This is a genomic window from Myxococcota bacterium (assembly GCA_039030075.1).
GTDB lineage: Bacteria > Myxococcota_A > UBA9160 > UBA9160 > SMWR01 > JAHEJV01.
In genome coordinates this window covers 19,311-32,210 of the sequence record JBCCEW010000012.1, presented here as the reverse complement: position 1 = coordinate 32,210, position 12,900 = coordinate 19,311, and the positions used below count along the sequence as shown (strand labels likewise).

Below are 12,900 nucleotides of genomic sequence, written 5' to 3'. Positions count from 1 at the left end.
CCGTGATGCCTTCGCGCGAGGACAGAGCGGCTAGCGTTCTTCTGGGGTCAGGGAGCCAAGCGTGGTGCAGGAGCCGGCGACATACGAAGACTGGAAACGACAGGCCCTCGCGGAGGATGCCTCGTCCGGCGCGGAGGCCTGGAAGAGCGAGCAGCGAACGCGGCTCTACGACCACGACGTGATCCGTCGGCGCTTCGATGAGCTGGTCGAGATTCGCGGCTCCGGCGACGCCCAGCGACTCCTGTACTACTTGAACGAGGGCCTTCACGGCAACATGGGAGGCATGGGCTCGCCCGCGCTCTACGCGCGCGCACGCTTCGGCACGAAGCACCTGGTCTGCGACTACATCGATGAGATCGTGGCGGCACTCCACGACCTGGAATCGATCACCGCCGCAGAGATCGGCTTCGAAGAGAAGCAGGCGTACTTTCGCCGGGCGAGCGACTGCTTCGGACGTTCGGCGCTCATGCTCAGCGGCGCGGGTTCTCTCGGTGCCTTCCACATCGGTGTGGCGCGCGCACTGGTCGAGCAGGACCTCCTCCCGCAGGTGATCTCGGGTGCGAGCGCTGGCTCCATCGTCGCCGCGATGCTGGGCACCCACTCGGGGGTGGGTCTCGAGCGGATCTTCTCCGATACCGAGGTGGCGAAGACCTTCGACCTGCTTCGCGGCTCCAGCGAGCGAAGCGGCGCACGCATCCAGATCGACGACCTGCGGGCCATGATCGAGTGGGTGGTCCCGGACATGACGTTTCAGGAGGCCCTCGAGGAAACCGGCTGCCAGATCAACGTGTCGGTGGCACCCGCATCGCTCCACCAGCGCTCCCGCCTGCTCAACGCCTCGACCTCACCGAACGCGTTCCTGCGGGAGGCCGTGCTGGCCTCGTGTGCCATCCCTGGAATGTTCCCGCCCGTCACGCTCGCGGCGAAGGACATCTCGGGGAAGCGCAGACCCTACGTTCCTTCGCGACAATGGGTCGACGGTTCGATCACCGACGACCTGCCCGCGAAGCGCCTGGCTCGTCTCTACGGTGTCAACCACTTCATCAGCAGCCAGGCGAATCCGATCGTTCTCTGGGCGCTACAAGATCCTCATGCCAGCCAGGGGTTGCCGGGACGCCTGGTCGACGTGTCGCTCACCGCGACGCGCGAGTGGCTGCGGGCGTGGTACCCGTTCGCCATGCGGATGGTGCGAGGCGTGCACCCGGTCGACACCTACACACGGCTGTGGTTCAGCGTGGCGACCCAGGACTACACCAGTGACGTCAACATCGTGCCGCGCCAACGGCTGTTCTCGCCGGGACGTTTCCTCTCGCCCCTTTCCCGAGAGGACGCCTCCGCGCTGGTGTCCGAAGGCGAACGGGCGACCTGGCCGAAGATCGAGCTGGTTCGCAACTGCACGAAGGTGAGTCGGTGCATCGACGCGATTCGGGTCCGGCTCCGGCCAGAACCCAGCTCCGTCGCCACCGCATGATTCCACCACCTGCGCCCCGTGTGCCGCCTTTCACGGCAGTCGACGCCTCGAAACTGCGTTCGACGAACCGATGCGCGCGCCGATAATGGCCCAATTCCGCACGCTCCGACCCGCTTGGGGCGGCACGGGGTTTGCTTTGTCCGTGGGTACGGGGAACACGGGAGAGATGGCCATGGGAGACGACCTTCGCGCGCTCGAACCCATCATGCACCGAGCCGTCACCGAGCCCGACGGGTTTCGGTGTGAGCGGGAAGGCACCGGACATCGACTCGAGCTCTGGGGACGCCTGCGCCCGGAATGGGCGGGGAACCTCGGGCTCCAGCTCTTCGCCGCACGCGTCCAGGTGGTCGTCGGCGATGCGATCCGCACGCCGCCCGGCCCCTGGGCGGCGTCCTTCCTGCTCCAGACCGCTGACGCGCGGGCGCCACTGCGACACGACTTCCTGGCCATGGCCCGGAGTGCGCCCCACCTGCCCTCGGCAGTGCCCGACCCCGTGGTCTCGATCTCGGCCCAGCTCTCCCACGACGCGCCCGGTGACGTCTACGCCCGCGTCGAGGGCAAGGATTCGATCGGCCTCGTAGCTCACGTGCTCGCCCACTTCGCCCGCTTCGGCCTACAGCCGCGGCGCTTCGCGATTCGCACCCGGGACGATCAGGTCGACGACTGGTTCTGGTTGGAACCGCTCGCGACCCCGTCGTCGGGAGTCGACTCGATCGAGAACCTCGCCCGCGATTGGCGCACCGACCCCGTCCAGTAGGCCGACGCCGGGGCGACCCGACCCGCGTCGGGAGAACTCCTTGGCGGCTATCGTTCCGCGATGGACGCCGCACCGCTGATCATCGAGGCCGCCTTGAACGGGCAGACGCCGAAGGCGGCGAACCCCCATGTTCCGATCTCCGACGACGAAGTCGTCGAGCAGGCAGTCGCCTGCATGGAAGCCGGCGCCGCCCTCATCCACACCCACACCCCCGAGCCCATCATCGGTGGGCCAGGACGGCTCGATCCCGAGCTCTACGCCACGCCCTGGCGGCGCATCCTCGAAGCGCGTCCCGACGCCATCCTCACCCCGACCATGCCCGTCGGGCAGGAAGGCGTCCCGGTGGAGACGCGCTACGCCCACATCGAGGTGCTCGCGAAGCGCGGTCTGGTGGCCATGGGACTCTGCGACCCGGGCACCTTCAACTACTCGATCCGGGGGGAAGACGGGCTCTTCGCCCCGAGCACGTACCTCTATCGCAACGACATGAGCGACTCCCACTACTACGTGGAAGCCTGTCGTCGACTCTCGCTCGGGCTCAGCATCTCGATCTTCGAGCCGGGCTTCGTGAAGTTCATCCTGGCCTACGTCGAGGCGGGGCGGATGCCGCCGGGCGGACTGCTCAAGTTCTACTTCGGAACGAACGTCGTGCCCTTCGGCCTCCCTCCCACCGAGACCGCTCTCGCGGCCTATCTCGAGATGATCGAGGGTTCGGGCCTCCCCTGGCTCGTCTCGGTCTTCGGGGACGACTGCGTCGACTGCGGCCTGGCCGAACAGGCGATTCTGCGCGGCGGACACGTGCAGGTGGGCCTCGAACCGCTCGGGGGCGGCAACGGAAGCGTGACGAACGAAGCCCTCGTCGACCGCGTCGCGCAGATCGCCCACAAGCACGGGCGTCCCCTCGCGACGCCCGCCGAGGCCGCCGGACTCCTGCAGCTCCCCCAGTTCCCGGTGCGGCCGCAGGCCGCCTGACACCGGCGACGCGCGCGCCCTACGTGTCGGCGACTTCGGGCTGACAGCGCGGGCAGAAGAACAGCTTCCGCTGTCCCCAGTCCTTGCGCTGCACCCGCGTCCCGCAGGTCCAGCACGGACGGTTCGTTCGCGTGAAGACGTGGTGACGCGCCTGTCCGCGGCGGAGCCCTTCCTTCATCAGACGCTTCGCCCGACGCGGATCGTTGGTGATGCCGCCGGTCTCGTAGGCTCGGCGACCGATCGTCAGCACGGCCCGCGCGAGGCGACGCCGTTCGGTCGCCGACAGCTCCTTCGGACGCCGCAGAGGATGGAGCTTCGCCTGGAACAGGATCTCCGAACGCAGGTAGTTGCCGACGCCCGCGACGAACGCCTGGTCCAACAGCAACGCGTGCAACGGACGGCGCGCGAAGCGAGGGTCGGCGATCTGGGCGCGCAGCCGTTTCTCGTCGAGGGTCGGCGCGAGCAGATCCGGGCCGAGCTTCGCGAGGAAGGGGTGCTCGTCGACGCGACCCGTCTCCAGCACCTGGATCTCGGACGCGCTGTAGAGGAGCGCCGAGTGGGTCTCGTTGTGAACGGCGAAGCGGAGGCTGCGGCCGGTTCGCGGGAAGGTGCCCGCGCGCTGTACGTACCAGCGCCCATAGAGCTGGTTGTGGGAGTAGACGCTGAGCCCGCAGTCGAAGTGGGTCAGCATTGCCTTGCCCCGGGTTTCGACGTGGGTGACGACCCGACCCTCGAGCTGGGGTCCGTAGCACTGGAGATCGGGGAACAGGAACTCGACGCGCTCGGCGACCTTTCCGGCGACCGCGCGCTGCACGCGATCTGCGGCGCGGCGGATTTCGGGGCCTTCGGGCATCGGGCGCTCCCTCGCGTGAAGGGGGACCCTAGCCTGCCGCGCACGCTGCGCCGCGCGAGGCCGCCGGCACGCTCAGGCGCCCGATCCTCCGAAGGCGAGCGCTCCGCCACCGAGGATCATGCGCGCGGCCAGGAGGACGACACAGGCGACGAGCACGGGGCGGATCAAGCGAGGCCCGACGCGAGAGCCCCAGCGCGCGGCGAGCTGCGCACCGACGCTGTTGCCGACCGCGAGAGCGAGCCCGTAGGCCCACCACACCTTCCCCGCCCAGATGAACTGGGCGAGCGCAACGATCGTGAGCGCGCCGACGAGCGCCATCTTGATGTGATTCGCACGCACGAGGTCGAAGCCCGCCACGCCGACCAGCACGAGCAGCAGCGGTATCCCGATCCCCGCCTGGATCGCGCCGCCGTAGAAGCCGACGGCGAAGTAGAGGAGCTGCGCGGCCCAACCGACGCGATGCCCCTCGCCCTCGGGCTTCGGGTTGCGCAGCAGCAGCGGGAGCGCGAGCAGCATGACGAACCCGAAGGCCCGCTCGAAGAGCGCATCGGAGACGACGCTCGCGGCGTAGGCCCCCAGCCAGGAACCGGCGAGCACCGACAAGATCATCGGCAGCGTGTGCTGCAGGCCGCCAACCTGTTCTCGCTTGAAGCCCCACAGCGCCGACGCGCTCGCCGCCAGCACGCCCACCCGATTGGTGGCGTTTGCATCGGTGGCCGGAAGCCCCGCCAGCACGAGCAGCGGCACGGTCAGGAAGGAACCGCCGCCGGCGAGGGTGTTGACGAAGCCCGCGAAGGCCCCCCCGGCCACGAGCAGGAGCGCGATCTCGGGCGTCAAACGATCGCCCCGCGCGCGCGAATCCCGCCGTCGACGCTCGGCACTTCCAACGAACGATCCGCCAAGGGTCTATCGGGACTTCGGCTCGTTCAGCTCGAGCAGGTTGCCAGCCGGGTCCTTCAGGAAGGCTTGCCGACACACCCCCGGGATCTCGAAGGGCGGTGTGGCCTTCACCCCCGCGGCGTCGAGCGCGGCGAGGGTGGCGTCCAGGTCGGTCACCCGGAATGCGAAATGCTGCCCGTCCGGCGCCTGGTGATCTTCGACCTGGAGCAAGTGCAGCTCCTGGGGGCCGAACGCGAGCCAGGCTCCGGGGAACCCGAGATCCGGGCGTTCGATCGGGGTCAAGCCGAGCGTGTCGACGTAGAAGGAGAGACACGCGTCGAGATCGTCGACGTTCAGTGAAACGTGGTGCACTCCGAGATCGAACTTCATGAGACCTTCCTCGCGGGGTATATGGTCACCCGCCGCCGGCGACACGCGGACTCTGCGCCTGCGGGTACGACTCCAGCACCCGCCGGGTCGGCGCCTGCAGAGGCCGGCCGTGGGGGCGGTACCAGGGGGTGAGCAGCTGCGCGGTGCGCACGGCATAGAAGCGCGACTCCCGGCGGGCGTAGCGCTTCGCGCTGGCCTGGACGCGGGGATCGTCGTCTCGCAGTCGACCGCGCTCGCGGTCGATCTGGGTCATGTGTTCGCAGACGCGGGCCGTGAAGGCGTAGAGGTGCTGACCGAAGAAGCGGAAGCCCTGGAGGCGGCGGACCCACCCCGGCGCGACGGCGGCGAGTACGTCGTGCACCACCGAGCGATGTTCGAACTCCTCGGCCAGATGCCAGGCCCAGAGCTCCCGCACCGCCGGATCGGCGTCTTCGAGGGCGTCCGGGATCTCCTGCAGGAAGAACTCGGACATGATGAGCCCGACCGACTCGAATCCCTCGGAGTAGGCGAGGTTCCACTCGAGCGGCTCTTCGGCGAGGAAGCGCTGGAAGTCGGCCTTGATCTCGGCCTCGAAGGGCTCGAGCCCGGGGTACTGCGCGCGCAGCTCCGCGTTGTAGCGCGCGTGCACCTTGTAGTGGTTCGCTTCCTGGCGGTTGAAGAGGTCGACGTCCGCGAGGAGCGCGGGGGCCACGCTCTCGAGCCGCGACCGCGCGAGCTTCATCACGCGGATCAGGTAGGGCTCGAGGTACGGGAGCAGCAGCGAGGCCCCGTTCATACGGTGGGTGAACTCGGGCCAGCTCGGCAGCCAGAACCCGTCGGCGTCGCGAAAGTCGATGTCGGGAAGTCGGGCGCGCACTAGACGTTCTGGGGTGCGCGCATGTAGGTGCGCGACAGGAGATCGATGAAGGCGGCATCGTCGAGCGGCGCGTCCGGGCGCTCGAACGCCACGCTGCGCGCATCGAGATCGGTGTAGAAGCGCTGCCAGACTGCGTCGATCGTCAGGGCGTCGGTTCCAGCGTCGACACGATCGCGCTCGTCTTCGTCACGGAAGACGTAGGCCTTCCACGAGACGCTCACGCGCAGCGCGTCGAAACCCGGCGTCGCGATGACGCGGTCGCCGTCGACGATCCGCCAGTCGTCGCCTCCCGTGTGCTCGAGCCGCGAGTCGAGGGAGAGCCCGCCCGGGAAGCCGTCCTCGCGGCGGCCCACCGGCCGCACGCGGTGATACATGAAGTCGTTGTCGCCCATGATCGCCGTGTTCGCGATCGCGCCTTCGTGCAGCACCGACGCCGCTTCCGGTCCGTCGGGCCAGTACTCGAAGCCGCCGTCCGGCCCGGCGTAGAACCAGGCCACGGCCGTCGCGATGCGGATGCGCTCGGACTCGAAGAGGCGCGAATGGCCCATCGTGCCGAGCAACCAGGTGGGGTACTCGCGGCGGTCGATCCCGCGGAAGGCCGGCACGTCCGTGTGCCCGCCGCCCTGTGAGAAGGGCAGCTGCCAGGTGATGTTGCTGAAGACGGCGAAGGGACGGACCAGGTCGCTCTCGAAGAGTCGGGCGGCCGCGTCGACCAGCGTGGGGTGCTCGAGGAAGAGTTCGGCACCGGGTTCGACACGCCCTTCGAAGGCCCAGTCGCCGCGGAAGTTCGGAGCGATGATCTGCTGAGCCGCCCCCGAACCGCTGGCGTTGCGGTACTCGGCATCGCTGCGCAGGTAGCGCTGCACCGGCGCGTAGGGGGCGTGCCGTTCGAGCAGCTCCCGAACCGCGCTCGGATCCTCGAGCAGGCCGTCGATCGCGATGGGCGGGGCGAAATCCATGGCGCGTCTCCCGTCGGACAAGCTACCGCATCGGGGCGGGTACGGTCCCCGACGCCCCAGGTCTCCCCCGACAGCTCGCGCGGGCCCGCCAGAGTCGAACCAAGCCGACTCCGGTATCGTCAGGGAGCGGAAGCCTGCGACCGCGCCCTCCCCTTTCGCGAACCCCAGCCACGAGGAGCCCGACCATGCCTTTCCACGCGGAATCCACCACCGACGAAGTCCTCGAAGGCGTGCGCCTCGACGGCAAGCACGCACTCGTCACCGGCGCGACGGGCGGCCTCGGCATCGAGACAGCGCGCGCCCTCGCCTCGGTGGGCGCATCGGTCACGATCACCGGGCGCGGCGGCGACAAGATCGCCGCGGCGCTGCGCACGCTGCGCGAACAGGTCCCGGGCGCCCAGTTCGACGGCGAAGAGCTCGAGCTCGGGTCGCTCTCGAACGTGGCCGAAGCGTCGAAGCGGATCGTGGCGAGCGGACGCGCGATCGACCGCCTGATCCTCAACGCGGGCGTCATGATGTGCCCGGAAGGGAAGACGACCGACGGCTTCGAGACCCAGTTCGGCACGAACCACCTCGGGCACTTCGCCTTCACGGCCGGGGTGCTGCCCGCCCTCGCACCCAACGCGCGCGTCGTCACGCTGAGCTCGGGCGCTCACCTCTATGGCACCTGCGACCTCGACGACCTCCAGTGGCAGGCGCGCGACTACGACCCGCGCCTCGCCTACGCCCAGTCGAAGACCGCGAATCTCTGGTTCGCATCCGAGCTGCAGCGCCGCTTCGGCGATCGTCTGCTCTCCCTCTCGGTGCACCCGGGCGTGATTCAAACCGATCTCACCCGGCACCTGCCTGCGGCGATCGTCGAGGGCATGGCCGAGAACTTCGCGTCGCGCGGCGTCAGCCTGAAGAGCGTGCCCCAGGGCGCAGCCACCTCGGTGTGGGCTGCGACCGCCGAGGAGCTCGCCGCCCACGGCGGCAAGTATCTCCTCGACTGCCAGATCGCGGAACCGATCCCCGACCCGAAGGCGACGGGTGGCTACGCGCCGTGGGCCTACGAACCGGCCTCGGAAGCCCGGCTCTGGGCCGAGTCGGAGAAGCTGACGGGCGTGTCCTTCGGCTGAGCGCGGGCCAGGGCGCGCTCGCGTCGAGTGCGCCCTCCCACGAGACGCGTCCCGGAAACAACACCGGGTTGCCGGCACGGGCTGCGTCGATCCAGTCTTCGCATGCCGGCGACGAGAAAGCGGTGAGCGGGCTGGGACCCGCCGGAGGACTCGCCCCAGGGGATCCCGGACGTGCGACACTCGTGGCATCGCGAAGGAGCTTCCCATGGGCCTACCCAGCGGCGTTCATCATCTGGCGGTCGCCACCGCCGACATCAAGACACAGATCGCGTTCTTCAGCGAAGTGCTCGGCATGGAGCTGGTCGCGCTCTACTGGATGCACGGCGTGGACGGCGCGTGGCACGGCTTCCTCAAGCTGAACGACGCCTCGTACCTGGCCTTCGTAGAAACCCCGGAGATCGCGAAGATCGAGCGGACGCTGGGCGTCACCCACGCGGGCAACGGCGGCAACCCCTGTGCGGGAGGCACGATGCAGCACGTGGCACTCAACGTGGACACGAAGGACGAGTTGCTCGCGCTGCGGGATCGGATTCGCGCCCACGGGGTCACGGTACTCGGCCCGATCGATCACGGGATGTGCTGGTCGATGTACTTCGCGGGCCCCGAAGACCTGAGCCTGGAGATCGCGACCTCGGAGCGCGCCATCGACGGCCGGGCCTGGATCGACCCCGACGTGGTCGCGCGGGCGGGCATTACGGCCGAGGAGCTCGAGCGTTATCGGGCACCGGCCCCGTTCGCATCCGAGAACGGCGCGGTTCCTCAGCCCGAGTTCGACCCGGAGAAGCCCTGGATGCGCGGCTACGAGGAGCAGTCGTACCGCAAGGTGGTCGCGCTGCCCGACGCCGTCGTCTTCGAGCGGAGCAGCCAGCCCGATCCGCCGGTCGCGGTCGACGAATAGGAAGGTTGGGGCCGCCGGGCCCCCGCTGGGATTCGTCACACACGCCGACCCCAGCGGGTGTAGATTGCAGTGGGCTCGAGGTGGCCCCCGCGGACCACCCGGATGCGGATCGCCCCAACGAGGAGTCGACATGTTCGACGGACCCGATCGTTGCGTGTGCACCCCGAAGCTGCCGTCTCGGAACCGAACCGCTTCGAGTCGAGGTCTGGCCTCGAAGCGAGGTCTCTGGGTCGCCTTGTGGTTCCTGTTAGGCCTGGCTTCGCCGACCGGGGCGGTCGTGCTCGACTTCGAGTCCCAGACCTCGGGCGCTCCCGGGGGGCCGATCGTCGAAGGCGACTTCACCCTCACCGTGTCGAGCGTCGAACCCGGCGGCTCCCTCTGCCCGACGCCCGGAGCGACCGGCTGCCCGACATTCTCGAACGGCCAGTACGTCGTCACCGACACCATCAGCAGCATCACGCTCGCACGCACCGACGGCGCCGCGTTCGACCTGGAGTCGATCTCCTACTCCACGTTCCTCATGGCCGGTCTGATCGCGATCGACGGGACGACTTCAGGCGGCGGGAGTGTCGCCGATTCCTTCTCGCCCACCGGGAACGTCTTCGTGACGGGCAGCCTTTCGAGCGACTTCGATGAGGTCGTCTCCGTGACGATCAGCTACCCGCTGGGCGTCTTCGTGCTGGCGGTCGACGACATCACGGTCACCGAGCCGCCCGACCCGGTCTTCGGCACCGGGGGCACGATGGAACTCCTCTCCGACGCTCGTTTCATCGACGGGTCGGGAACCAACTGCACGGCGACCATGGGCGGGGGCGAACAGTGCGACCCGCCCGAGTCGTTCAACATCACGCCGTCGGCGCCCTTCGCCACCTTCGACGTGTCGGCGGGTGCCGGCCTCGGCTTCGCGAGCCAGGACAGCACCGCCACTTCTGCCGAGCTGGCGGGTGACGGCCTCGCCGCGGGGTCGGCAGACATCTCCGGCGAGACGAGCTCGCAAGGCACTGCCGACTCGGTCTACGACGTCAGCTTCCGCCTCGACCGCAAGGCACGCGTCCGCATCATTGGCACCCTGGACAACAGCGAGACCAGCGGAATCGGGATCGGCTTCGGCACGACCGACCTGACGTTCACCCGCGGCGCGACGGTCCTCTACGCGGTCAGCACGGACACCTCGGAGCAGAGCGAGACGCTGGACTTCGACGACGTCCTGCTGCCGGGCGACTACCGCCTGCTGGTCGAGGCCGATGGCACCACCTACGTCACCTCGGCCTTCGATTTCCGACTGGTCGCGAACCCGGTGCCCGCCCTGCCCTCGCTCGGCCCGATCGCACTCGCGGCGCTCGCCGCCGTGCTCGCTGGGATCGGCGCACGGAGCGGACGGGGCCCCCGCCGCTCTCGGCGTCACTGACCTCGACGCGGGCCCGGCGCGCTGCCGGGCCCGTCCGTCGGGTCGTTCGGTGACGACGGCCGGCTAGAGCTCGACGCCGTAGAGGCGCGCCGGAGTGTCCTGCAGGATCTTTCGGGTGGTCGCCTCGGGCACGTTGGCCAGTGCGGCCTCGGCGTAGTCCGACGGCCGCTCGGCCGAGCTGTTGGGGCTCGGGTACTGACACGTCGGGTGGGGGTAATCGGTCTCCCACATCAGGTTGTCGGGGAAGGCCTCGATGGCGGCGTCGATGCCCCGGCGCTCGAACCAGAACGAACCGTAGACCTGGCGCTTGAAGTACTCCGACGGCAACAGATCGTACTCGGGGTGCTCCTTCACGACGTCGCCGTTCACCCACTGCCAGTCGAACATCTCGAGCACGCACTGCAGCCAGCCCACACCGCTCTCGACCGACACGAAGTCGAGCTTCGGGAAGCGCGCGCAGACCCCGCCGAAGAGCAGGTTGGCGAGGCAGTTCTGGTTGTCGAGCAGCGCCAGCGAGCCACCGCGGGAGAAGTTCGCCTTCGCCCCCATGTCGGCCGAGTCGTTCACGATCTCGCTGAGATCGCCGGAACCGATGTGGAAGCTGATCGGCAGCCCCGCATCCTGGGTCGCCGCCCAGATCGGATCCCAGTGTTTGTGGGCGAGCGGCGGCTCGCCGAAGGTCTCCGGCCGGCTCCCGAAGAGCACGGCGCGGTGTCGCTTCGCCGCGCAGCGCTCGATCTCCTTCACCGAGGCATCGACGTCCCAGAAGGGCAGCGCCATCACGGGCAGCAGCCGGTTCAGGTCTTCACTGCACCAATCGACCAGGAAGTCGTTGTAGGCCTGCACACACGCGAGCATCAGGTCCGGCTCGCCGAGCTTGAGGAACCCCCCCGACCCGAAGCCGCCGAGGTTCGGGTAGAGGACCATGGCGTAGATGTCCTCTTCGTCCATCAGCTGCAGGCGGGCCTTGGCGTCGTAGGAAGCGGCCGGGATGTCGTGGTAGCCATGCGGGACGTCGGGGAAGGTGCCCGTGTGGCCCGCCATCGTGACGAAGCCAGGCCCTCCCGCCGGCTGATCCCCGATGAACCACATGTCGCGGCCTTCGATCTGCTTGATGTGAGGAACCCTGTCGCCCCACTTGCTCGGGACCCGCGCCGTCCACACGTCGGCGGGCTCGGTGATGTGGGTGTCGATGTCGATCACCTTGTACTTCTCGAAGAGCTTCTGGCTCATGGGGCTTTCCTTTCCACGCGGAAGTCGCGGTTCTCCCGCGTCTTCGGGACTCGAACGACCTCCTCGCGCGACGCACGGATTCCGGCGTGAGAGCCGGGCGCATGCGCGGCTGGGGGGAGTCGAGGCCCGGGAACGGGGCGTTGCTCGACGGCTCCTTGAGAATGGTGCTTCGAGGCGAAATTCGCCATCCGTCCGAAAGAGCTACGAGGGTCGGTTCGTCAGGTCAGGCGAAGCATCCTGGCTGCCACCAGCGCCAGCCCGCCGCGGTCTGCTGATAGACTGCGCCGCCCCTGGCGCCGTCGCTGCACGGCCCGCGGTAGCTCGGAAGGACCCGAATGAAGGAACTCGACCTCGGAACGCCCTACCTCCACGGCACGCTGGAGAACCGCGTGGTGCACGTGCGGATCGATCGGGTCGATCGCCGCAACGCGATGACCCTCGACATGTATCGGGGCCTCCGCGACGCGGCGATCCTCGCCGATGACGACCCGGAGATCGACGCCCTCTGCTTCCGCGGCACCGGCGACTGGTTCTGCGTGGGCGGCGACATGTCGGGCCAGCAGGAAGATTCGGCAGCCATGAAGGAGGCCGATCCGACGGCCAACTTCCCGTTCCGCCACTTCGAGAGCTGCCGCAAGCTCGTCGTCGCGGCCGTGAACGGTGCGTGTCACGCGGGTGGGCTGAACTTGCTGATGCACAGCGACGTCTCGATCGCGGTCGAGAGCGCCGTGTTTCGCAGCCCGGAGCTGCTCCGCGGCATCCCCGACCCCTACATGAGCGCGCGCCTGGCCGACTACGTCGGACTGGGGAAGGCGAAGTATCTGATGTTCACCGGCGCAAAGCTCGAAGCGCGCGAGGCCGAGAGCCTCGGGCTGGTGGGCAAGGTGGTACCCGACGCCGATTTCGAGTCGGAGATTGCGTGGACCCTGGACCAGATCCGACGCACCGGGCCCCAGGCGCGCTCGATGATCAAGGAAGACTTCAACGCCCGGCTCCCCCGCCACGACCACAACCTGTTCAAACGGGCCATGCGAAGCCCCGAGATGACCGAGGGCATGAAGGCGTTCATCGAGAAGCGGCCGCCCGAGTGGCCGCGCGACTGAGCG

At 68.7% G+C, this 12,900-nt stretch carries 13 protein-coding genes; 7 read left to right on the top strand and 6 right to left on the bottom strand.

The features are described from left to right. The first annotated feature begins 61 nt into the window (after positions 1 to 61). The 3 genes from AAF430_14130 (at position 62) to AAF430_14120 (ending at position 3,200) form a co-directional block, all read left to right on the top strand. The gene (locus AAF430_14130) at positions 62 to 1,471 is read left to right on the top strand and encodes a DUF3336 domain-containing protein (protein MEM7411372.1); all 1,410 of its coding nucleotides are present in this window, start codon (positions 62 to 64) and stop codon (positions 1,469 to 1,471) included. A 172-nt stretch (positions 1,472 to 1,643) separates the two neighbouring features. After that, a complete protein-coding gene (locus AAF430_14125; protein ID MEM7411371.1) occupies positions 1,644 to 2,228 on the top strand; it encodes a hypothetical protein in 585 nt (194 codons plus the stop codon). Positions 2,229 to 2,288: 60 nt separating this feature from the next. Continuing rightward, positions 2,289 to 3,200, top strand: a complete 912-nt coding sequence (locus tag AAF430_14120) for a 3-keto-5-aminohexanoate cleavage protein (protein ID MEM7411370.1) — start codon at positions 2,289 to 2,291, stop codon at positions 3,198 to 3,200. 19 nt (positions 3,201 to 3,219) lie between these two features. Here the strand turns inward: AAF430_14120 and nei are convergent, their stop codons facing one another. The 5 genes from nei to AAF430_14095 form a co-directional block, all read right to left on the bottom strand. Then, a complete protein-coding gene (gene nei, locus AAF430_14115) occupies positions 3,220 to 4,053 on the bottom strand; it encodes an endonuclease VIII (GenBank protein ID MEM7411369.1) in 834 nt (277 codons plus the stop codon). Between the two features lie 72 nt (positions 4,054 to 4,125). Next, a complete protein-coding gene (locus tag AAF430_14110; protein ID MEM7411368.1) occupies positions 4,126 to 4,890 on the bottom strand; it encodes a sulfite exporter TauE/SafE family protein in 765 nt (254 codons plus the stop codon). 69 nt (positions 4,891 to 4,959) lie between these two features. Further along, positions 4,960 to 5,322, bottom strand: a complete 363-nt coding sequence (locus AAF430_14105) for a VOC family protein (protein ID MEM7411367.1) — start codon at positions 5,320 to 5,322, stop codon at positions 4,960 to 4,962. Positions 5,323 to 5,347: 25 nt separating this feature from the next. Continuing rightward, positions 5,348 to 6,178, bottom strand: coding sequence for a metal-dependent hydrolase (locus AAF430_14100; GenBank protein MEM7411366.1), 831 nt, complete (start codon positions 6,176 to 6,178; stop codon positions 5,348 to 5,350). Then, entirely contained in the window at positions 6,178 to 7,137 is a 960-nt protein-coding gene (locus AAF430_14095; GenBank protein ID MEM7411365.1) for a hypothetical protein, read from the bottom strand. The genes AAF430_14100 and AAF430_14095 overlap by 1 nt, the downstream gene beginning before the upstream one ends. 185 nt (positions 7,138 to 7,322) lie before the next feature. Between AAF430_14095 and AAF430_14090 the strand changes: the two genes are divergently transcribed. The 3 genes from AAF430_14090 to AAF430_14080 all read left to right on the top strand — a co-directional run bounded on the left by AAF430_14090 (position 7,323) and on the right by AAF430_14080 (position 10,561). Beyond that, positions 7,323 to 8,255, top strand: a complete 933-nt coding sequence (locus AAF430_14090) for an SDR family NAD(P)-dependent oxidoreductase (protein ID MEM7411364.1) — start codon at positions 7,323 to 7,325, stop codon at positions 8,253 to 8,255. Positions 8,256 to 8,460: 205 nt separating this feature from the next. After that, a complete protein-coding gene (locus tag AAF430_14085; protein ID MEM7411363.1) occupies positions 8,461 to 9,153 on the top strand; it encodes a VOC family protein in 693 nt (230 codons plus the stop codon). Between the two features lie 130 nt (positions 9,154 to 9,283). Continuing rightward, a complete protein-coding gene (locus tag AAF430_14080; protein MEM7411362.1) occupies positions 9,284 to 10,561 on the top strand; it encodes a hypothetical protein in 1,278 nt (425 codons plus the stop codon). Positions 10,562 to 10,624: 63 nt separating this feature from the next. Here the strand turns inward: AAF430_14080 and AAF430_14075 are convergent, their stop codons facing one another. After that, complete coding sequence (locus AAF430_14075) at positions 10,625 to 11,794, bottom strand: amidohydrolase family protein (GenBank protein MEM7411361.1); 1,170 nt, start codon at positions 11,792 to 11,794, stop codon at positions 10,625 to 10,627. Between the two features lie 335 nt (positions 11,795 to 12,129). Here AAF430_14075 and AAF430_14070 point away from each other — a divergent pair, with 335 nt between their 5' ends. Continuing rightward, the gene (locus AAF430_14070; GenBank protein MEM7411360.1) at positions 12,130 to 12,897 is read left to right on the top strand and encodes an enoyl-CoA hydratase/isomerase family protein; all 768 of its coding nucleotides are present in this window, start codon (positions 12,130 to 12,132) and stop codon (positions 12,895 to 12,897) included. The last annotated feature ends 3 nt before the right edge of the window (positions 12,898 to 12,900 follow it).